The following is a 20029-nucleotide window of genomic DNA, read 5'->3' on the forward strand; positions in this document are numbered from 1 at the left end:
CGATTGGACCCGTTATGCCAGTCCTGACACTTCGTGCTGCCCGGATACCGGTCGTGGCCCTGACCGCGGGTGCGCTCCTCGCGGGGTGCGCCGGTATGGGCGGCGGCAGCTCCGGTGGCAACACCATCAACGTGCTGATGGTGAACAACCCGCAGATGATGGAATTGCAGAAGCTGACCGCGAAGCATTTCACCAAGGAGACGGGCATCAAGGTCAAGTTCACGGTGCTGCCGGAGAACGATGTCCGCGACAAGATCAGTCAGGACTTCTCCAATCAGGCCGGGCAGTACGACGTCGCCACCATCAGCAATTTCGAGGTGCCGTTCTACGCCGAGAACAGCTGGCTGATGCCCCTGGACGACCATGTCGCCAAGGACAAGGCATTCGACCAGAAGGACATTCTTCCGCCGATGCGCCAGTCGCTGACCGCCGGTGACGGTCAGCTGTACGCGGAGCCCTTCTACGGCGAGTCGTCGTTTCTGATGTACCGCAAGGACGTCTTCGCCGAGAAGAATCTGAAGATGCCCAAGCGGCCCACCTGGAACCAGGTGGCGGATCTCGCGGCCAAGGCCGACGGCGCCCGCAAGGGGATGAAGGGCATCTGTCTGCGCGGGCTGCCCGGCTGGGGTGAGCTGATGGCCCCGCTCACCACGGTCGTCAACACCTTCGGCGGCACCTGGTTCACCAAGGACTGGAAGGCGCAGCTGACCTCGCCCGAGTTCGTCAAGGCGACCAAGTTCTATGTCGACTTGGTGCGCAAGCACGGCGAGGCCGGTGCCTCCCAGTCCGGCTTCGCCGAGTGCCTCAACAACCTCACCCAGGGCAAGAGCGCCATGTGGTACGACGCCACGTCGGCAGCCGGTTCGCTGGAGGCCGCCAAGTCCCCCGTCAAGGGCAAGATCGGCTATGTCCAGGCCCCGGTGGAGAAGACCGACAGCTCGGGCTGGCTCTACACCTGGGCCTGGGGCATCCAGAAGGCGTCGCGCAACTCCGACAAGGCGTGGAAGTTCATCTCCTGGGCCTCCAGCAAGGAGTACGAGAAGCTGGTCGGCAAGACCTTCGGCTGGTCCAACGTGCCCGCGGGCAAACGGGCCTCCACCTACGCCAACGAGGAATACCGCAAGTCCGCGGGCGCGTTCTCCGAGGTCACCCGACAGGCCATCACCAGCGCCAAGCCGCGCGATCCCGGCGTCCAGGAGCGGCCGACCATCGGCATCCAGTTCGTCGACATCCCCGAATTCGCCGATCTCGGCACCAAGGTCGCCCAGGAGATCAGCGCCGCCATCGCCGGGAAGCAGTCCGTCGAGCAGGCATTGAAGACATCGCAGAAGCTGGCCGAGAAGGTGGGCGAGGAGTACCGAGATGAGTAATCCGACAACCGCGGTCCCCGTCCGCGGCGAGCGCCCGCCGACCGTGGCCGCCGCCTCCCGGAACACCTCCCGGCCGCCGAGGAACCGGGCACGGGAATGGGCCACCCGGGCACCGCTGATGCCCGCCCTGATCTTCCTGATCGTCGTCACCCAGCTGCCGTTCGTGGCGACGCTGGTGATCTCCCTCTTCGACTGGAACTCGTTCCGCCCCGACAACCGTGAATTCGCGGGGCTGGAGAACTACGCGACGGTCGCGAGCGACCCGGCGCTGCGCGAGTCGATCCTCACCACGGTGCTGCTGACCGCCACCGTGGTCATCGCCAGCGTGGTGCTGGGGCTGGCGCTGGCGCTGCTGCTGGACCGCAAGTTCCGCGGCCGGGGGCTCGTCCGTACGATGCTCATCGCGCCGTTCCTCCTGGTGCCGGTGGCCTCGGCGCTGCTGTGGAAGCATGCGCTGTACAACCCCGAGTACGGGCTGTTCAACGGCGTCCTCAACTGGCTGGGCGGACCCCAGCCGGAATGGCTCAGCGACATGCCGCTGATGGCCGTGGAGGCGTCGCTGATCTGGCAGTGGACACCGTTCATGATGCTCATCCTGCTGGCCGGGCTCCAGAGCCGGCCGCTGGACATGATCGAGGCGGCCCGGCTGGACGGCGCGGGCAACTGGCAGATCTTCCGCTTTCTGACCCTGCCCCATCTGCGGCGCTATCTGGAGCTGGGGACCCTCCTCGGGTCGATCTACATCGTGCAGAACTTCGACGCGGTGTTCACCCTCACCCGTGGCGGCCTCGACACCGCCAACCTCCCCTACACCATCTACGAAACCTTCTACAACGCCCACGAGTACGGGCTGGCATCGGCGGCGGGTGTGCTGGTCGTGATCGGCACGATCATCATCGCCACCTTCGCGCTGCGCGTGGTGTCGTCCCTCTTCCGTGAGGAGGCGTCCCGCGCATGACCACACTGACCGCCCCCGCCACCATCACCGCGGTTCCGCCGTCCGCCCGGCGGGCCCGGCGCCGCGGCGCCGCGCTCGGCCTGCTGGCCTGGTTCATCGGCATCCTGTTCGTCCTGCCGGTGCTGTGGATGCTGCTCACCTCGTTCCACTCCGAGAGCGACGCCGCCACCAACCCGCCCTCCCTGGCCGCCCCGTTGACCCTCGACGGCTACAAGGCGTTCTTCGGCGTGGACGGCGGGGCCAGCCCCTGGCCCGCGCTGCTCAACTCGATGGGCACGTCCCTCTTCTCCACCCTCTTCGTGCTGGTGCTGGCGCTCCCGGCCGCGTACGCGCTGTCGATCCGGCGGGTGCGCAAGTGGACCGACGTGATGTTCTTCTTCCTGTCCACCAAGATGCTGCCGGTGGTGGCCGGGCTGCTGCCGGTGTACCTGTTCGCGAAGGACATCAACTTCCTGGACAACGTCTGGCTGCTCGTCATCCTCTACACGTCGATGAACCTGCCGATCGCCGTGTGGATGATGCAGTCCTTCCTCGCCGACATCCCCGTGTCCATCATCGAGGCCGCCCAGATGGACGGGGCGCGGCTGACGACCATCCTGTGGCGGGTCGTCGCCCCGATCGCCGGTCCCGGCATCGCCGCCACCTCGCTGATCTGCTTCATCTTCAGCTGGAACGAAATGCTGTTCGCGCAGGTGCTCACCGGCGTGGTCGCCCAGACCGCACCGGCCTTCCTGACCGGCTTCGTCACCAGCCAGGGGCTGTTCCTGGCCCAGGTGTGCGCCGCGTCGATCGTCATCTCCCTGCCGGTGCTCGCCGCGGGGTTCGCCGCCCAGGACAAACTCGTCCAGGGCCTGTCGCTAGGAGCAGTCAAATGAGGGCCGCCGTCATCGAAGCACCCGGCAAGGTCACCGTCGCCACGGTCGCGGACCCGGCCCCGGGGCCCCGCGATGTCGTCGTCGACGTGGCGGCCTGCGGGCTGTGCGGAACCGATCTGCACATCCTCCAGGGGGAGTTCGCGCCCACCCTGCCGATCGTGCCCGGCCATGAGTTCGCCGGAGAGGTCGTGGGCGTCGGCAAGGACGTCACCGAGGTGGCGGTCGGCGACCGGGTCGCGGTCGACCCGTCCCTGCACTGCCACGAATGCCGCTACTGCCGCATCGGCCGGGGCAACCTGTGCGACAACTGGAACGCCATCGGGGTCAGCGTCCCCGGCGGCGCCGCCGAGTTCGCCGTCGCGCCGGTGGCCAACTGCGTCAAGCTGCCCGAGCACGTGGACGTCGGCGACGCGGCCCTGATCGAGCCGCTGTCCTGCGCGGTGCGCGGCTATGACGTCCTCAGCGGCAACCTGGGCGCCGAAGTGCTCATCTACGGCTCCGGCACCATGGGGCTGATGATGCTGGAGCTGGCCAAGCGGACCGGCGCCACCAGCGTCGACGTCCTCGACGTCAACCCCGAGCGGCTGTCCACCGCCAAGACCCTCGGCTGCTCCCGGGCCGCGGGCTCGGCCGACGAACTCGACCAGCCGCGCGGCTGGGACGTGGTCATCGACGCCACCGGCAACCAGGCCGCCATCCAGGACGGTCTTGGCCGGGTCGCCAAGGCGGGCACCTTCCTCCAGTTCGGGGTCTCCGACTACGCGACCCGGGCCACCATCGAGCCGTACAAGATCTACAACCAGGAGATCACCATCACCGGCTCCATGGCGGTCCTGCACAGCTACGAACGCGCCGCCGGGCTCTTCGCCTCCGGTGTCCTCGACCCGAAGATCTTCATCAGCCACCGGATGCCGCTCGCCGAATACCCCGAGGCGCTGGAGCAGTTCCGGTCCGGCCAGGGCCGCAAGATCGTGGTCGAGCCGTAACCGTGTGTGGTTGACGGCCCAGGTCTGCCGGCAGCAGGCTTGGGCCGTACCGATCACGGTGGAGGGGGAGGCGGCGGGATGGGTGGCGCGGTAGTGGTGGGCGGCGGGCTCGCGGGAACGCTGGCGGCGGCCGCGCTCCTCGGGCACGTGGAGACGGTCACCGTCGTGGAGCGCGACCGCTACCCGGAGCAGCCCGCCTTCCGCAAGGGCGTCCCCCAGGGCCGCCACCTGCACGTCCTCCTCAGCGGCGGCCGCCGCGCCCTGGAGAAGATGCTCCCCGGGATCAACGCCGAACTGGAGGCGGCGGGCGCGCACCGTCTGGAGGCGCCGCGCGATGTCATCACCAAGGCCGCGAACGGCTGGCAGCGCCGCTTCCACGAGGGCCGCCACGCCACGCTGAGCTGCACCCGGGCGCTGCTGGACGCCACCGTACGAGCCCGGGTGCTGGCCGGGGCCGAGCGCTCCGGGACCCGGGTGGAGGTGCTCCAGGCGGCCGAGGTCACCGGGCTGCTCGGCGGGGCGGACCGGGTGACCGGTGTGCGGCTGCGGTCGCGCGCCGCCGAACGCGCGGAGCGCGAGCTGCCCGCCGACCTGGTGATCGACGCTTCGGGGCGGGGCTCGCGCGCCCCGAAGTGGCTGGACGACCTCGGCCACCGGGCGCCGCGCGAGGAGGTCGTCGACGCGGGGATCGGCTACTGCACCCAGATGTTCCGGCCCGCCGCGCCGTGGGACATGGTCATGGTCATCCAGCCGCGCCCCGACTGCCCGCGCGGCGCGGCCTGGTCGCCCGTCGAGGGCGGCAACTGGCTGCTGACGCTCGCCGGGGTCCGCGGCCACCATCCGCCGACGGACGGTTCGGCGGTGCCGGACTTCGTACGCTCCCTGGGCGAACCGGCGTTGGACGACCACCTGCGCTCCTGTGAGCCGGTGTCCCCGCCGTACGGCTTCCGCGACACCGCCAACCGCCGCCGCCACTACGACGCCCGGGGCGGAGTGCCCGAAGGGTTCCTCGCGGTCTCGGACGCCGCCTGCACGTTCAACCCGATCTACGGGCAGGGCATGTCGGTCGCCGCCCTCAGCGGGCTGGCCCTCCGTCGGTGCCTGTCCGACGGCGGCCCCCTGCGGCCCGGCTTCACGGCCCGCGCGCAGCACGCCGTGGCCCGGGCGAGCGACACCGCCTGGCTCACCGCGGTCGGCGCGGACCGCCCGTACGCGACCGCCTCGGACGCCACGCCGCCGGGCGTCGCCGAGCGGGTGCAGAGCTGGTACTTCGAACGGCTGGCGGCCCGTGCGGCGATCGACCCGGTGGTCGGCGCGGCATTCCGCGACGTCACCTACCTGGCCGCGCCGTCGTCCCGTCTGCTCTCCCCCGCCGTCGCCCTGCGAACGGTGCTGCTTCCCCGGGCCCAGGGCCTGCCGACCCCGCCCCTGCGCGTGGAGGCATAGCCCCGGGTCCGGCTAGCCGCCTGCGTCGCGGAGGTGGGCCGCCGCGGCCTGTTCCAGGTGGACCAGGTCGCTGCTGACCGTGGCGAACGTGAAGCCCTGGGCCAGTCGTTCGGCGGCCGTGGCGCCGTCCGGGCAGTGGATCCCGGCCGCGATCCCGGCCGCCTCCGCGGCCTGCGCGACCTTCGTCAGGGCCGCGTCGAACCGCTCCGCCACCGACGGGTCCGTGGAGGTCCGTCCGCCGAGGGCGATCGTGAGGTCGGACGGGCCGATGTAGACGCCGTCCAGCCCCTCCGTCGCGCAGATCTCCGCCGTGTTGCCCAGCGCCTCCGCCGTTTCGATCATCACGATGCAGGCGACCTGCTCGTTCGCCTCGGCCGGGGTGGGGCCGACGCGCAGGCCGGAGCGCATCGGTCCGTAGCTGCGGACGCCGAGCGGGGGATAGCGGCAGGCACGCACCGCGGCGGCGGCCTGCTCGGCGGTGTCGACCAGGGGGACGATGACGCCCCGGGCGCCCGCGTCCAGGGCCTGGCCGATCCGGAAGCCGTCATTGGCGGGGACGCGCACCATCCCGGCGGCGCTGCCGCGGGCGTCGATGGCGGTCATCGCGCCGAGGGTGCCCTTGTAGTCGAGCAGACCGTGCTGGGCGTCGACGCAGACGTAGTCGTACCCCAGCCCGGCCAGCCGCTCGGTGCCGACGGGGTTGTCGAGGACGACCCAGTAGCCGAGGATCCGCCGCCGGGCGCGGAGCCGGGACGCGAAGTCGGCGGGGGAAGTGTTCATGCTCCCAAGCTTCTCTCGTTTTCTCCCGTCGGGTCGATAGGCGGCGTACGGAGCGGGCGCACGGAAGATAGTGTTCTCTCCCAGTCACGCAGAGTTGCGAAAGAGTCTCGGAAGAGTCGCGGAGAGGATGGGGCAGGCGCAGATGACATCCAACGGGGAAGGTCAGCGGCGACTGCGCGCCGCGGACCGCCGGGACCTGATCGCCCGCACGATCCGGACCGATGGCGCGGTCGTCGTCGAGGAGTTGGCGCGCTCACTGGAGGTGACCCCCTCCACCATCCGCCGGGACCTCGCCCTGCTCACCGAGCAGGGCGCCATCGCCCGTACCTACGGCGGCGCGATGAGCGCGGGGCACACCCCCGAGCCGACGCTCGGGCAGCGCAGCGGGCTCGCGGTCGCCGAGAAGGACCGCATCGGTCGGTGGGCGGCCGCGCGGATCGCGCAGGGCGACACCGTCATCCTGGACGCGGGCACCACCACCGGCCGGCTCGCCCACCATCTGCGTGCCCGCACCGAACTCACCGTGATCACCAGCGGATTGACCGCGCTGCGCGCGCTGGCCGAGGTGGACGGCATCGAGCTGATCACGCTCGCCGGGACGCTGCGCCATGTCAGCCAGGGCCTCGTCGGCCCGCTCGCCGAACTCACCCTGTCCCGGCTCACCGCGGACAAGGTCTTCCTGGGCGCCGACGGGCTCGACGCGCGGCGCGGCATCTGTGAGGCCAGTCTTCAGCAGACCTCGCTGAAGGAGATGATGGCCGACCGCGGCCGGGAGGTGTTCGTGCTCGCCGACAGCAGCAAGCTCGGCGAGTCCCCGTTCACCGCGTGGGCCCCGCTGGACCGGCCCTGGACGCTGGTCACCGACAGCGGCGCAACCGATGACCAGCTCGCACCGTTCCGCGCCCTCCCCGACACCGAGGTCATCACGGTGTGAGGACGGAAGCGGGCGGGCCGGGAGTCTCCCCCGGCCCGCCCGCCTCTCTTCCGGTGAGCCCCGGTCAGTCCTTGTACGTACCTGCCGTCGCGGTGGACGACTCGAGCAGTGCGAAGGCGTCCTCGACCTCGGCCTTCTCCGCCGCGTTGGGGTTGGCGTTGGTGCAGGACGTACCGGCGCTGGCCCCGGACATCAGGCTGGAGCAGGGGCCCCGGCTTCACATCGGGCAGGCCCAGGATGTGGCCCATCTCGTGCGAAGCGATCCGTACGGTGTTGTGGCCCTCGTTCACGGCCTGCCGTCCGAAGTAGATCGTGCCGCTGCCGAGCGCGGTGACCTGGGCACGGGGCCAGCCGTTGTCCGCGACGACGCGGAGGTTGGCCCGCTGGCCGGAGGTGACCGGCTTGAGCTGTACGTTCTTCACGCTCTGGTTCCAGACCGCCGCGCCCTTGGTCACCGCGTCCTTGAACTCGGCGGCCCCGCTGGCGTCATACGTGACCACGCGCGCGGCGGCATCGGGTGCCGGTGCCGCCACCGCCTGACCACCCGCCAGGGCGAGCACCGCCGCGATCGCGACCGGTAGAGCGCGGACGAGTCTGCTGGATGTCACATTGGCCTCCTCGTGGGGAAAGGATCCATCTGGACGTGCACATGACGAACCGTCATGTCCCAACGGCCACTGTGCCCACGTCCGCCCCCATCCAACCCGCTCCCCTCTCGCCACATCACACCGGGTCTCCCTAAGCTGCTGGGGAACGTGTCCCACGCCGAGGAGGACGTGATCGCCATGGCGGACGCCGCCGACACCGCCCGTACCCCCGTCTCGCCGTCCGCGATCAAGGCGGGCCGCTGGGTCCTGGATCCGGCCGGATCCATGGTCCGCGTCCGGCACAAGACGTTCTGGGGACTGGCCACCGTCAGCGGTGAATTCACGGCCGTCAGCGGGGAGGGCGAGGTGCTGGCGGACGGCTCCGCGCGGGGCTCCCTGACCATCGACGCCGCCTCGCTGGACACCCGGAACCCCAAGCGCGATGCCCATCTGCGCAGCGCGGACCTCCTCGATACGGACCGCCACCCCGAGATCGTGGTCGCGGTCTCGGGCGCGGTGCCCGGCGAGGGCGCCGCCGTCGCGGTCGACGGCGAGCTGACCGTCCTCGGCCGTACTCGACCCCTGTCCTTCACGGCGCGGCTCACCGAGGCCACCGCCGACACCGCCACCCTCACCGCCGACGTCGAGATCGACCGCACCGGCTTCGGCATGACCTGGAACCGGCTGGGGATGATGAAGGGCGCCGCCGCGCTGACCGTCACCGCGCGGTTCATCCGCCGTTGACCAGCGCACCTCTCGATCCCACTAGAATCGCCGGATGGCTCTTCCCGAAAACGGACCCGATGTCGTCAACGGCCCCGATGGCAGCGAAGCCCTGCGCGTGCTGCACCGCGTCTTCGGCTATGACGCCTTCCGGGGAGGCCAGCAGGAGATCATCGAGCACGTCATAACCGGTGGTGACGCCCTGGTCCTCATGCCGACCGGCGGCGGCAAATCGCTGTGCTACCAGATCCCCGCGCTCGTGCGGAAGGGCGTCGGGGTCGTCATCTCGCCACTGATCGCGCTGATGCAGGACCAGGTCGACGCCCTGCGGAACCTCGGGGTGCGGGCCGGGTTCCTCAACTCCACCCAGGATCTGGACGAGCGGCGGATGGTGGAGGCCGAGTTCCTCGCGGGCGAGCTGGATCTGCTCTATCTCGCGCCCGAGCGGCTGCGCGTGGAGTCCACGCTGCGGCTGCTGGACCGCGGCACGGTCTCGCTGTTCGCCATCGACGAGGCGCACTGCGTGGCCCAGTGGGGGCACGACTTCCGGCCCGACTACCTGGCCCTGTCCGAGCTGCACGAGCGCTGGCCCACCGTGCCCCGGATCGCGCTGACCGCGACCGCCACCGAGGCCACCCACGCGGAGATCGCGTCCCGGCTGAAGCTCCAGGACGCCCACCACTTCGTGGCGAGCTTCGACCGCCCCAACATCCAGTACCGGATCGCCCCGAAGAACGAGCCGAAGAAGCAGCTGCTGGAGCTGCTGCGCACCGAGCACCCGGGCGACGCCGGAATCGTCTACTGCCTGTCCCGCGCCTCGGTGGAGAAGACGGCCGAGTTCCTGGTGAGCAACGGGATCGACGCGGTCCCGTACCACGCGGGCCTGGACGCCCCGGTCCGCGCCGAGCACCAGGCGCGCTTCCTGCGGGAGGACGGGCTGGTCGTGGTGGCGACGATCGCGTTCGGCATGGGCATCGACAAACCGGACGTGCGGTTCGTGGCCCATCTGGATCTGCCGAAGTCCGTCGAGGGCTACTACCAGGAGACGGGCCGCGCCGGGCGGGACGGGCTGCCGTCCACCGCATGGCTGGCGTACGGGCTCCAGGACGTGATCCAGCAGCGGAAGATGATCGACACCTCGGAGGGCGACGACGCCCACCGGCGCAAGCTGGGTGCGCATCTGGAGGCGATGCTGGCCCTGTGCGAGACCGTCGCATGCCGCCGGGTCCAGCTGCTCGCGTACTTCGGCCAGCAGAGCACCGCGTGCGGCAACTGCGATACGTGTCTGACGCCCCCGGAGTCCTGGGACGGCACCGTCCCCGCGCAGAAGCTGCTGTCGACGGTGGTCCGGCTCAAGCGGGAGCGGAACCAGAAGTTCGGCGCCGGACAGGTGATCGACATCCTGCTCGGCAAGAAGACGGCCAAGGTCATCCAGTTCGACCATGACGCGCTGTCGGTGTTCGGCATCGGCACCGAGCTGCGCGAGGCCGAATGGCGCGGCGTGGTACGGCAGTTGCTGGCCCAGGGGCTGCTGGGCGTCGAGGGCGACTACGGCACGCTGGTGCTCACCGACGCGAGCGCCGAGGTGCTGGGGCGGCAGCGCGAGGTCAGGCTGCGGCGCGAGCCCGAGAAGGTACGCGCCGGGAAGTCGGCGAAGTCGGGTGCGTCCGGGTCGTCGTCGAAGTCCCGCAAGGCCGCGGCCGATCTGCCGGAGGAGGCGGTGCCGGTCTTCGAGCGGCTGCGCGCCTGGCGGGCGGCGACCGCGAAGGAGCAGGGTGTGCCCGCGTATGTGATCTTCCACGACGCGACGCTGCGCGAGATCGCGACCGTCGTTCCCTCGACGCTGGACGAGCTGGGCGCGGTGAGCGGGGTCGGCGAGAACAAGCTGGTCAAGTACGGGCAGCAGATCCTGGGCACGCTGGCGTCCTGACGGCGGCTGCCGAAGCCTCGCCCCGCTGGTCGGGGCGGGGCTTTGGCATGTGGTGAGCAGAGGGGTTACCGCTGAGTATTACCTCGGGTAACCTCGAGGGTGACGGTGGCCGCCGGGGACTGGGGTACTCCGGCGGCCACTCACTCCCCTCTTGCTACAGCTCCTGGATCCGGATGTTGCGGTACGAGACCACATCGCTGGTGCTGTGGGTCTGGAGACCGATGTATCCGGAGGCGAACCGGCGGCCGTCGGTGCCCGGGTCGTCCGCGCGCGGCGGGGTGAAGTCCTGGCCCCCGGCGTTCTCGAACTCATTGATCAGCACACCGTTGCGGTAGATCGAGTAGTGCTGGCCGACCACCCGGATCTCGTAGTCGTTCCAGCTGCCCTTGGGCGTCACACCCGCACCGCCCAGCCCGACGCGGTCGAAACCGTAGATCGAGCCCGTCTTGTACATGTCGCCGTCGGGGCGGTCGTTGATCTGCACCTCGTGCCCGTACTTGATGGCGACCCACTCCGGGCGGGACTCCTCGGGGTGGTCGTGCACATTCGGGAAGCGGACGAAGACGCCGCTGTTGGCGTTGCCCGTCCCCGGGGCGTCGTCACGGAACTGGAGCTTCAGCGAGAAGTCGTCATAGGTGCGCCGCGGGAACCACAGCATGCCCATGCCGGCGACCGTGGAGCTGCTGGTCATGGTGGCGTCGTCGTTCAGCCCGAAGGCGCCGCCGCCCACGTGCTGCCACGCGTCGAACGACTTCTTCGTACCGTCGAAGAGGTCGCGGTAGCCCTCGCTCTGGCCGGGCTTGCCGATCCCGGACTCGTCGGCGGCCTTGGCGATCGCCTCGTTCTCGCGCTGGTCGATGACGCCGTCGGAGAGCAGCTTGCCGGTCACCGAGGTGACGTGCTTCAGGAAGAGGGCGTGCGAGGACCAGTCCTTCTCGTCCTCGATCAGCTCGTTGATGGTGCAGCGGCTGCGGGTGATGCGGTTGGGGACGCCGGTGTCGACCGTACCGACGATCACGGTGAGCCGCTCGTCCCACTCGGGGCACGCGGGGGCGGGCACGCCGCCGCCCTCGTCCACGGTGAACGCGAGCGTCCTGGCCGATGAGGTGTTGCCCGCCTTGTCGGTGGCACGGTGGGCGACGGTGTGGCGGCCGACCCGGTCGACGACGACGGGGGTGGTGTACGCGAGGTACGGGCCGCCGTCGAGGGAGTACTCGGTCTTCGCCACGCCCGACTCGGCATCGGTGGCGGTGATGGTCACCTTGGCGCTGCCGAGGTAGTTGCCGTCCGAGTTCTTGGTGCCCTCCGCCTTCGCGGCGCTCTCGGGCGGGGTGGTGTCCGTGCTCGGCGGCGCGACCACGGAGAACGCCACCGATTTGGCCTCGGAGGTGTTCCCGGCCCGGTCGGTCGCGCGGTAGCGCACCGTGTGGGGACCGTAGGTGTTCACCGTCACCGGTCCGGTGTACTTCGTGAAGTCGCCGTCGTCCAGGGCGTATTCGATGGTGTTGACGCCGGATCCGGTGTCGGAGGCCGTGAGGGTGACGGTGGCCGTGTCGTAGTAGTCACCGCCCGGGCCCTGCTTGCCGGACACCGTCGCGGAGGTCTCGGGCGGGGTGGTGTCGTCCGTCGGCGGGGCCATGACGCGGAACTCCGCCGACTTCACCTCGGAGGTGTTCCCCGCCTTGTCGGTGGCCCGGTAGCGGATGGTGTGCGTGCCCACCTCGTGCACCATCACCGGGGCGGTGTACGGCTGGAACGCCCCGTCGCCCACCGCGTACTCGATCCGGTCCACGCCCGAACCCGCGTCGGTGGCGGACACCGTGACCGTGGCCATGCCGATGTACGCGCCGTCCGCGTCCTGTTCGCCCTCGACCTTCGCCGAGGTCTCGGGCGCGGTGGTGTCCTCGCCCCCGCCGTCCTCGGTGACCACGAGGATGCCCTGCATCTGGCCGTGGCCGGGGATGGTGCAGTAGTAGCGGTAGCGGCCCGGGGCGAGGGTGACCTCGACGGAGTGCTTGCCGCCGCTGTCGTCCGCGGGGTTGGCGAGGATGTTCAGCGGGACGTCGTTGTTGTACTCGGGGTCCGACACGTCGAACGTGAGGGTGTGCGGCATGCCCATGGTGTTGCCGGTGGCGGTGCTGTTCTCGAAGACGATGGTGGTCTTCCCGGCGACCGCCGTGGTGGGCGCCGAGACGTACTTGCTGATGTCGTCGCCCGCGGTCCAGGTCAGCGTCTGCTGGACCGCCCGCTTGCCGGTGTCCTTGCCGTACGCGGCCGTGGCCGTGGCCGAGGACAGTCCCGTGGTCAGTCCGAGCACCATGAGCAGCGCGGCGAGCAGCGCCGTCAGAGGTCTCGGAGTCCTGGGGGCTTTCAGCCGCCGTCGTCTCACCGCTGCTCCGCCTTCCTGACCACGTCCTTGGCGAGCGGAGTGGGCTCGCCGCCCTTGTAGGTGATGTGCCACAGCGCCGACTTGGCGTCGGAGGTGAAGAAGCCGCGCCCGTAGTCGAGGACGTAGAGCGAGCCGTCCGGGGCGAACTTCCAGTCCATGAGGTTGCGGATGCCGTTGGCGCCCACCGGGATGATCTTCTTGAGGGATTCGGCGTGCACGGGCAGTCCGCCCTTGCCGACGGTCTTGGGGTCGGTCACCACGGCGTGGCGCGGCTGGTCGGCGTCGTAGAAGTCGCCGACGAACCACTTGCCGTCCCAGTACGCGGGCCACTTGGTGGCGCTGTTGCTGGTGTCGTCATACCGGTACACCGGGCCGTTCATGGTGGCCTGGCCGCCGCCCTTGAGCCACGGCAGCAGGAACGTCGCCTCCGACGCCTTGTAGCTCGGGATGCCGTCGGCGTTGCGCGGATAGTCGGGGGCGCCGCCCTGGGGCGAGTACCAGATGGTGTTCCCGGTGACCGGCGGCAGGTTCACCAGGCCGTTGTTGTTGGGCGACTCGTTCTTGGGGGCGTCGCAGTCGTACCAGCCCAGCGGCTTGCTCGGGTCGGGCAGGTTGCGGTCGCGGTACGGCTGCTTGTTGCCCATGCAGAACGGCCAGCCGTGGTTGCCCGCCTTGGTGATGGCGGCGAACGTGTCGTACTTGGCGGGGCCCCAGGTGGTGCTGGGCTCGCCCGCGTCGGGGCCGACCCAGCCCGCGTACAGCGTGTCGGTCTTCTTGTCGACGAAGATCCGGGCCGGGTTGCGCACGCCCATCACATAGATCTCGCCACGGGTCTTGCCACCGCCCTCGTCGGGCTCCTTGCCGGTGAACAGATTGCCCTCGGGAAGGGTGTACGTACCGTCGGCCTCGGGGTGGATCCGCAGGATCTTGCCGTTGAGGTTGTTGGTGTTCCCGGCGGTGCGGCGGGCGTCGGCGAAGGACACGCCCTTGTAGTTCGGCTGTGGGTTGTTGCCCGAGTAACCGTCGCTGAACTGGGAGGAGTTGTTGTCACCGGTGGCGATGTAGAGATTGCGCTTCGAGTCCCAGGCCATGCCTCCGCCCGCGTGGCAGCAGCTGTGGATCTGCACCGGCCAGGACAGCAGCACCTTCTCCGAGCCGAGGTCAAGTTTGTCGGTCTTGAGGTTCAGGGTGAAGCGGGAGACCCGGCGCTCGGCCATGCGGGTGTCGCGGTTGATCCGGGAGTGCGGGGTGTAGTGCAGATACACCCAGCCGTTGGTGAGGAAGTCCGGGTCCAGCTCGATGCCGAGCAGCCCCTCCTCGTTCTTGATCAGCTCATCGCCGCCGCCCTTGTTGCCGAACACGGTGAGCGCACCGGCGAGCGTGACCTTGCCGGTCTTGGGGTCGTAGACGTGGATCTGGCCCTGGCCCTTGCCGATGTCGGGGTCGTTCCAGTCGGTGACGACGGGCGCGCTGTTGTCGCTGCCGCCGCGGCCGATGTACAGCACCCGGCCGTCCGGGGCGGTGACCAGGCCGTGCGGCTCGCCGATCTGGTCCGACTGGCCGGGCTGGTTGGGCTTGGTGACCCGCTCGGCCTTGTAGTTGGCGGTGAGGGTGGCCTGGCAGTCGGCGCGGGCGAGCCGGGTGGTCCATAACAGCGCGCCGCGCAGATGGGTGCGGAAGTCCGTCTCCCGGAAACCGGCCGCCGTGCCGCCCATGCCGGTGTAGAAGGACCGGCCGCCGTCGTAGTCGCGGCACCAGGAGATGGGGTGGTCCCAGCCGTTGGCCCCCGTACCGGGCTGGTAGCTGCTCTCCCGGACCCGGGCCACGGTGTGCACCTGGCCGGAGGGGTTCGTCTTCCAGTTGAGCCAGGTGTCGGGGCGCTTCCACTCCAGCGGCAGGTCCTTGGTGGCCGGATGGCTGCGGTCGCCGACCTCGACGACGGCCCGCTGCACGGTGGCGGGGCCGGTGGCGGGGCGGGCGCCGATCAGACCGGTGAACCAGTCCGAGTACGGCTCGTTGCGGGCCGCGTCATGGATGCCGAGGAAGCCGCCGCCCGCCTCCATGTACGTTTCGAGCCCGGCTTCCTGTTCCGGGTCGAGCACGTCGCCCGCGCCGGTCAGGAAGACGACCGCGTTGTACGTGCCGAGCTTCGGCGTGGTGAAGACGGAGGCGTCGGCGGTGGCGTCGACCGTGAAGCGGGTCGCCGCCGGGCCTTGGTTGCCGATGCGTTCGATGGCCTCGATACCGGCGTCCACGGTTGGCGCCTCGTCCCCGGCCGAGCCGTGGAAGACCAGCACCTTGACGTCGTCACCGCCCGGCGGGGACGGCAGCGCCAGCCGGGGGCGCTCCTCGGGGCGGGCGGCGGCAGGAGTGCCGCCGAGCATGGTCGCGGTGACGGCCCCGAACAGCAGTACCGCCAACGCCGCGCGTCTCCTCCGCGGCCGACGCTTCGTCAGCCGATGCCTTTCCGAGGGCTTTTGGTACGGTTCATCCCGCATGAGTAACCCATCCCTCTCCGGTACCGGATACACCGCTGAAGGAAGCTAGACGCCTTTTCGCACTCCGCCAATAGCTATGACCGCAACTCGACGAACTTTGTCCTGAGTGTGGATGAACGGGCGTCCTCCGGCTACCGTGATGCCATCCCCGGGGCACGTGCGCATCGGCAACATCGAGACAGCCGCACCGAGTTGGGAGAGCGATGAGCGACGCACCCGGCACCATGCCCAGACGCGGCTTCAGCCGCCGGCTTCTCGCCGGTGGCGCGGCCGCCGCCGCGATCGGCGGCCCGCTGCCCCTCGCCTCCCCCGCCGCCTCCGCCACGTCTGCCACGTCTGCCACGTCTGCCGAAGGCCCGAAGCGCCGCGTGGCCACGGCGGCGGCCGGTGGCGCGGTCCGCCGCATCAAGATGTACGCGGAGAAGCTGCCGGACGGGCAGATGGGCTACGGCCTGGAGAAGGGCAAGGCGTCCATCCCCGGTCCGCTGATCGAGCTGACCGAGGGCGACACCCTGCACATCGAGTTCGAGAACACCATGGACGTCACCGCCAGCCTCCATGTGCACGGCCTGGACTACGACACCGCCAGCGACGGCACCCAGCTCAACCGGAGCGCCGTGGAACCGGGCGGGACGCGTACGTACACCTGGCGCACCCACGCCCCGGGCACCCGCGCGGACGGCACCTGGCGGCCGGGCAGCGCGGGCTACTGGCACTACCACGACCACGCGGTCGGCACCCCGCACGGCACCGGTGGTCTCCGCAAGGGGCTGTACGGGCCGGTGGTGGTGCGCCGCGCGGGAGACATACTGCCGCAGAAGCAGTTCACCATCGTCTTCAACGACATGACGATCAACAACAAGTCAGGCCATGACGCGCCCGAGTTCAGGGCGACGGTGGGCGAACGCGTCGAGATCATCATGATCACGCACGGCGAGTACTACCACACCTTCCATATGCACGGTCATCGCTGGGCGGACAACCGCACGGGCATCCTGGAGGGGCCGGACGACCCGAGCCGGGTCATCGACAACAAGATCACCGGCCCGGCCGACTCGTTCGGCTTCCAGGTGATCGCCGGGGAGAACACCGGCGCGGGCGCGTGGATGTACCACTGCCACGTCCAGAGCCACTCCGACATGGGGATGGCGGGACTCTTCCTGGTCGCCAAGCCCGACGGCACGATCCCGGGCTACGACCCGCACCATCTGGCCGCGGGGCGCGGGTCATAGCTCGCGCGCCGGTGCGTTGCGTCAGCCGCCGAGGACGTGTACTTCGGTGGAGTGGGTGCCGGTGTTGCTCTTCTTCACCGCGACCAGGTCGGAGGTGCCGTCGCGGTTCCAGTCCGCCACCCCGAAGTCGAAGGTGGCGTCGGTCTCGTGCAGCGCCGTACCGGTCTGGAGCACGAACCGCTGGAAGGTGCTCGCGGCCGACAGCACGTGCACCTCGGTGGAGTTCGTCCCCGTGTTGCCCTTCTTGATGGCCACGAGGTCCTGACGGCCGTCCTTGTCCCAGTCCGCCACCCCGAAGTCGAAGGTGGCATCGGTCTCGTGCAGCGCCGTACCGGTCTGGAGCACGAACCGCTGGAAGGTGCTGGCGCCCGAGAGGATGTGCACCTCGGTCGAGTTGGTACCCGTGCCGCTCTTCTTGATCGCGACCAGGTCCGGACGGCCGTCCCGGTCCCAGTCCGCCACCGCGAAATCAAACGACCCATCGGTCTCATGCAGCGCCGTACCCGTCTGCACGATGAACCGCTGGAAATTGCTCGCACCGGACAGGATGTGCACCTCGGTCGAGTTGGTACCCGTGCCGCTCTTCTTGATCGCGACCAGGTCCGGACGGCCATCGCGGTCCCAGTCCGTCACCGCGAAATCAAACGACCCATCGGTCTCATGCAGCGCCGTACCCGTCTGAAGCACAAACCGCTGGAAATTACTCGCACCCGAGAGGATGTGCACCTCGGTCGAGTTCGTACCCGTGCCGCTCTTCTTGACCTCGATGAGATCCGGACGGCCGTCGCGGTCCCAGTCGGCGACCAGGCTCGCGAACGTGCTGTCGGTCTCGTGGAGGGCCGTGCCGGTCTGGAGGACGAACCCGCTGAACGGATTGGCGCGCACGCCCGAGTCGGCGGCGGACGCGCTTCCGGGGAAGGCGAGGATCATGCCCAGTAGTGCGGGGGCGACGACACCAATGGCTCTCTTGACGCGCATAGAAACGTCTCCCTGCCTCATGCCCTCGGGGGCTCCCGAGAGCCGGGTTGATGCTATGGGCGGGTGTTGTGCCGTGCGCGTCGCGTGGTGCGCCATAGGCCGGAAAACACGGCTGAGCGACCGATTCCGGTCGGGGAGGTGTCGCGGACGCCGTGTGAAGGCGGCCCACGCTCAGGAGGATCCGTCCGGGTCCCAGTTCAGCAGGCGCACCTGGGCGACCGTACGGACGTGGCGGCGCATGGCGGCGGCCGCGGCCTTGGAGCGGCCCTCGGCGATGGCGTCCAGGATCTTCCGGTGCTGGGCGAACGACCGCTTGGGGCGGCCCGGCTGACGCAGCGACTCCGCACGGCTCTCCGCGATCTGCTCGGAGATGGAGCGCATGAACTCGGCCAGCAGCGGGCTGTGGGCGGCCGCGGTGACCGCGGCGTGGAAGCGGCGGTCGCCCTCGATGCCGTGGCGGCCCGTCGCGATCTCGTCCTCCATCCAGTGGAGCGCCTGCTCCAGGGCTGCGAGGTCGTCGTCGGTGCGGCGCTCGGCGGCGAGTTCGGCGAGCTTGGTCTCCAGCGCCTCCCGGGCGTCCAGCACATCGGGCAGCCGACGCCGCCGCTCCACCAGGCGCTCCACGGGTTCGGTGTCGAGGCTGTCGCGGAGCAACCGCATGCCGCCGCCCTGGCGCACCTCGACCAGGCCCTGCACCTCCAGGACGACGATGGCCTGCTTGACGGAGGCGCGGCTGATGCCGAGCCGCTCGGCGAGTTCCCGCTCGGTGGGCAGCCGGTCGCCCGCGTGCAGCCCGCCTTCCTCGACGTAGGCGCGCAGCCGCTCCAGCACCTGCTCGTACAGGCGCTGACGGGTCATCGGGCGCAGTGCGTCGTCGGCCATGCGGGCTCCCCCCTGCTGCGGCTGGCTGCTGCGGTTGGTGACCGGCCCGATTCGCAGCGTAGCACCTCGTGGTCGATTGGCTCATCCAATGTGCCACCCATGTATTGACGGTTGAACCATCGCGCCCTCAACGTGAGTCGCGGCTGGGCCACTTGCGACGGGAGCGCGCTCGATGTCCGACGAACTGATCTCGATACTCGTGCTGGTGGTGGTCTTCGTGGTCGCCACCACCAGATCGATCAACATGGGCGCCCTCTCCTTCGCCGCCGCCTTCGGCGTGGGGGAGCTGGTCGCCGGTTTCGACGCGGACCAGATCTTCGCCGGTTTCCCGGGCGATCTGTTCGTGGTGCTGGTGGGCGTGACGTATCTGTTCGCGCTCGCGCGGGCCAACGGGACCACCGACTGGCTGGTGCACGCCGCGATCCGGCTGGTGGGCGGGCGGGTCGCGCTGATCCCGTGGGTGATGTTCGCGATCAGCGGCGTGCTGACCGCGATCGGTGCGGTGAGCCCGGCGGCGGTCGCGATCGTGGCGCCCCTCGCGCTGAGCTTCGCGGCGCGCTACCGGATCAGCCCGCTGCTGATGGGGGCCATGGTGGTGCACGGCGCCCAGGGCGGCGGCTTCTCCCCCATCAGCATCTACGGCTCGATCGTCAACGGCATCGTGGAGCGGGAGAAGCTGCCGGGCAACGAGGTCACCCTGTTCCTGGCCAGCCTCGTCGTCAACCTGCTCATCGCGGCCGTCGTGTTCGTCGTCTGCGGCGGGCTGAAGCTGCCCCGTACCGACCCCGCGGCCGCGGCCGCGTCGGAGGAGGAGAAGGAGGCGGTGGCGTCGGACGCGGACACCCGGCTCACCCCGGCCCGGATCGCGACCCTGGTCGCGCTGGTGGCCCTGGTGGTCGCGGTCCTCGCCTTCGACCTGGACGCGGGGCTCACGGCGATCACCCTCGCGGTCGCGCTCAGCGTCGTCTGGCCGGACCACGGCAAGCGGGCCGTCAACGAGGTCACCTGGCCCACCGTGCTGCTGATCTGCGGTGTCCTCACCTATGTCGGGGTGCTGGACGAGATGGGCACGATCACCTACGCGGGCAACGCGGTCACCGACATCGGCGTCCCGCTGCTCGCGGCCCTGCTGCTGTGCTACATCGGCGCGATCATCTCCGCCTTCGCCTCGTCCGTGGGCATCATGGGCGCGCTCATCCCGCTCGCCGTCCCCTTTCTCTCCCAGGGGCACATCGGCGCGGTGGGCATGATCGCCGCGCTCACGGTGTCGGCGACGGTCGTGGACATCAGCCCCTTCTCGACCAACGGCGCGCTGGTGCTGGCGGCCGCGCCCGACGTCGACCGGGACCGGTTCTTCCGCCAGCTGATGATCTACGGCGGCATCATGGTGGTCGTCGTCCCCGCCGCCGTGTGGCTGACGATGGTGGTCCCGGGCCTGGGCTGAGCGCCCCGGCCCGGGGC

General features: G+C 69.9%; 15 protein-coding genes and 1 pseudogene. 10 read left to right on the top strand and 6 right to left on the bottom strand.

The genetic code is table 11. From position 1 onward, the window contains the following. Positions 1–14 precede the first annotated feature (14 nt). From HYQ63_RS03865 to HYQ63_RS03885, 5 genes are all read left to right on the top strand, one after another. The gene (locus HYQ63_RS03865) at positions 15–1370 is read left to right on the top strand and encodes a sugar ABC transporter substrate-binding protein (RefSeq protein WP_179932523.1); all 1356 of its coding nucleotides are present in this window, start codon (positions 15–17) and stop codon (positions 1368–1370) included. Then, positions 1363–2328: a carbohydrate ABC transporter permease gene (locus HYQ63_RS03870; RefSeq protein WP_257231585.1), complete on the top strand. Its 966-nt coding sequence runs from the start codon at positions 1363–1365 to the stop codon at positions 2326–2328. The genes HYQ63_RS03865 and HYQ63_RS03870 overlap by 8 nt, the downstream gene beginning before the upstream one ends. Continuing rightward, positions 2325–3203 carry a carbohydrate ABC transporter permease gene (locus HYQ63_RS03875; RefSeq protein ID WP_179932524.1) on the top strand — a complete coding sequence of 293 codons (879 nt, stop codon included), beginning with the start codon at positions 2325–2327 and terminating at the stop codon, positions 3201–3203. Before HYQ63_RS03870 ends, HYQ63_RS03875 begins: the two co-directional genes overlap by 4 nt. Then, entirely contained in the window at positions 3200–4189 is a 990-nt protein-coding gene (locus tag HYQ63_RS03880; protein WP_179932525.1) for a zinc-dependent alcohol dehydrogenase family protein, read from the top strand. The genes HYQ63_RS03875 and HYQ63_RS03880 overlap by 4 nt, the downstream gene beginning before the upstream one ends. A 78-nt stretch (positions 4190–4267) precedes the next feature. Beyond that, positions 4268–5635 (top strand): NAD(P)/FAD-dependent oxidoreductase, encoded by a 1368-nt coding sequence (locus HYQ63_RS03885; RefSeq protein WP_179932526.1) that lies wholly within the window; start codon positions 4268–4270, stop codon positions 5633–5635. 12 nt (positions 5636–5647) lie between these two features. Here HYQ63_RS03885 and HYQ63_RS03890 read toward each other — a convergent pair whose 3' ends face one another. Next, positions 5648–6415, bottom strand: coding sequence for an HpcH/HpaI aldolase/citrate lyase family protein (locus HYQ63_RS03890; protein ID WP_179932527.1), 768 nt, complete (start codon positions 6413–6415; stop codon positions 5648–5650). A 142-nt stretch (positions 6416–6557) separates the two neighbouring features. Here HYQ63_RS03890 and HYQ63_RS03895 point away from each other — a divergent pair, with 142 nt between their 5' ends. Continuing rightward, positions 6558–7349, top strand: a complete 792-nt coding sequence (locus HYQ63_RS03895) for a DeoR/GlpR family DNA-binding transcription regulator (protein ID WP_179932528.1) — start codon at positions 6558–6560, stop codon at positions 7347–7349. 64 nt (positions 7350–7413) lie between these two features. Here HYQ63_RS03895 and HYQ63_RS03900 read toward each other — a convergent pair. After that, positions 7414–7957 (bottom strand): annotated as a pseudogene (locus tag HYQ63_RS03900) (snapalysin family zinc-dependent metalloprotease). 177 nt (positions 7958–8134) lie between these two features. On the opposite strand from HYQ63_RS03900, the gene HYQ63_RS03905 reads away from it, so the two are divergent. Then, complete coding sequence (locus tag HYQ63_RS03905) at positions 8135–8680, top strand: YceI family protein (protein WP_179939712.1); 546 nt, start codon at positions 8135–8137, stop codon at positions 8678–8680. A gap of 34 nt (positions 8681–8714) precedes the next feature. Beyond that, a complete protein-coding gene (gene recQ, locus HYQ63_RS03910; protein ID WP_179932529.1) occupies positions 8715–10589 on the top strand; it encodes a DNA helicase RecQ in 1875 nt (624 codons plus the stop codon). Between the two features lie 154 nt (positions 10590–10743). Here recQ and HYQ63_RS03915 read toward each other — a convergent pair whose 3' ends face one another. Both HYQ63_RS03915 and HYQ63_RS03920 read right to left on the bottom strand, forming a co-directional pair. Then, on the bottom strand, positions 10744–12909 hold the full coding sequence (locus HYQ63_RS03915; protein WP_257232566.1) for an OmpL47-type beta-barrel domain-containing protein: 2166 nt from the start codon (positions 12907–12909) through the stop codon (positions 10744–10746). Positions 12910–12974: 65 nt separating this feature from the next. After that, positions 12975–15362 carry a ThuA domain-containing protein gene (locus tag HYQ63_RS03920; RefSeq protein ID WP_257232567.1) on the bottom strand — a complete coding sequence of 796 codons (2388 nt, stop codon included), beginning with the start codon at positions 15360–15362 and terminating at the stop codon, positions 12975–12977. Between the two features lie 338 nt (positions 15363–15700). On the opposite strand from HYQ63_RS03920, the gene HYQ63_RS03925 reads away from it, so the two are divergent. Further along, positions 15701–16708 (top strand): multicopper oxidase domain-containing protein, encoded by a 1008-nt coding sequence (locus HYQ63_RS03925; protein ID WP_179939716.1) that lies wholly within the window; start codon positions 15701–15703, stop codon positions 16706–16708. Positions 16709–16729: 21 nt separating this feature from the next. Here the strand turns inward: HYQ63_RS03925 and HYQ63_RS03930 are convergent, their stop codons facing one another. Together HYQ63_RS03930 and HYQ63_RS03935 are read right to left on the bottom strand one after the other, a co-directional pair. Then, positions 16730–17686 (bottom strand): VCBS repeat-containing protein, encoded by a 957-nt coding sequence (locus tag HYQ63_RS03930; RefSeq protein WP_257231586.1) that lies wholly within the window; start codon positions 17684–17686, stop codon positions 16730–16732. A 171-nt stretch (positions 17687–17857) separates the two neighbouring features. Continuing rightward, positions 17858–18568, bottom strand: a complete 711-nt coding sequence (locus HYQ63_RS03935) for a FadR/GntR family transcriptional regulator (protein ID WP_179932532.1) — start codon at positions 18566–18568, stop codon at positions 17858–17860. Positions 18569–18740: 172 nt separating this feature from the next. Between HYQ63_RS03935 and HYQ63_RS03940 the strand changes: the two genes are divergently transcribed. After that, positions 18741–20012 (top strand): SLC13 family permease, encoded by a 1272-nt coding sequence (locus tag HYQ63_RS03940; protein WP_179932533.1) that lies wholly within the window; start codon positions 18741–18743, stop codon positions 20010–20012. Positions 20013–20029: the final 17 nt, after the last annotated feature.

The sequence above is a fragment of the Streptomyces sp. Rer75 genome (assembly GCF_013414305.1).
Taxonomy (GTDB): Bacteria; Actinomycetota; Actinomycetes; order Streptomycetales; family Streptomycetaceae; genus Streptomyces; species Streptomyces himastatinicus.

Bases quoted from the DNA above. Each gene is read 5' to 3' on its own strand.
- HYQ63_RS03870 (WP_257231585.1), top strand. From the start codon at position 1,363: ATGAGTAATCCGACAACCGCGGTCCCCGTCCGCGGCGAGCGCCCGCCG.
- HYQ63_RS03940 (WP_179932533.1), top strand. From the start codon at position 18,741: ATGTCCGACGAACTGATCTCGATACTCGTGCTGGTGGTGGTCTTCGTG.
- HYQ63_RS03880 (WP_179932525.1), top strand. From the start codon at position 3,200: ATGAGGGCCGCCGTCATCGAAGCACCCGGCAAGGTCACCGTCGCCACG.
- HYQ63_RS03875 (WP_179932524.1), top strand. From the start codon at position 2,325: ATGACCACACTGACCGCCCCCGCCACCATCACCGCGGTTCCGCCGTCC.
- HYQ63_RS03895 (WP_179932528.1), top strand. From the start codon at position 6,558: ATGACATCCAACGGGGAAGGTCAGCGGCGACTGCGCGCCGCGGACCGC.
- HYQ63_RS03915 (WP_257232566.1), bottom strand. From the start codon at position 12,909: ATGGTGCTCGGACTGACCACGGGACTGTCCTCGGCCACGGCCACGGCC.
- HYQ63_RS03930 (WP_257231586.1), bottom strand. From the start codon at position 17,686: ATGCGCGTCAAGAGAGCCATTGGTGTCGTCGCCCCCGCACTACTGGGC.
- HYQ63_RS03890 (WP_179932527.1), bottom strand. From the start codon at position 6,415: ATGAACACTTCCCCCGCCGACTTCGCGTCCCGGCTCCGCGCCCGGCGG.
- HYQ63_RS03925 (WP_179939716.1), top strand. From the start codon at position 15,701: ATGCCCAGACGCGGCTTCAGCCGCCGGCTTCTCGCCGGTGGCGCGGCC.
- HYQ63_RS03885 (WP_179932526.1), top strand. From the start codon at position 4,268: ATGGGTGGCGCGGTAGTGGTGGGCGGCGGGCTCGCGGGAACGCTGGCG.
- recQ (WP_179932529.1), top strand. From the start codon at position 8,715: ATGGCTCTTCCCGAAAACGGACCCGATGTCGTCAACGGCCCCGATGGC.
- HYQ63_RS03905 (WP_179939712.1), top strand. From the start codon at position 8,135: ATGGCGGACGCCGCCGACACCGCCCGTACCCCCGTCTCGCCGTCCGCG.
- HYQ63_RS03865 (WP_179932523.1), top strand. From the start codon at position 15: ATGCCAGTCCTGACACTTCGTGCTGCCCGGATACCGGTCGTGGCCCTG.
- HYQ63_RS03935 (WP_179932532.1), bottom strand. From the start codon at position 18,568: ATGGCCGACGACGCACTGCGCCCGATGACCCGTCAGCGCCTGTACGAG.
- HYQ63_RS03920 (WP_257232567.1), bottom strand. From the start codon at position 15,362: ATGCTCGGCGGCACTCCTGCCGCCGCCCGCCCCGAGGAGCGCCCCCGG.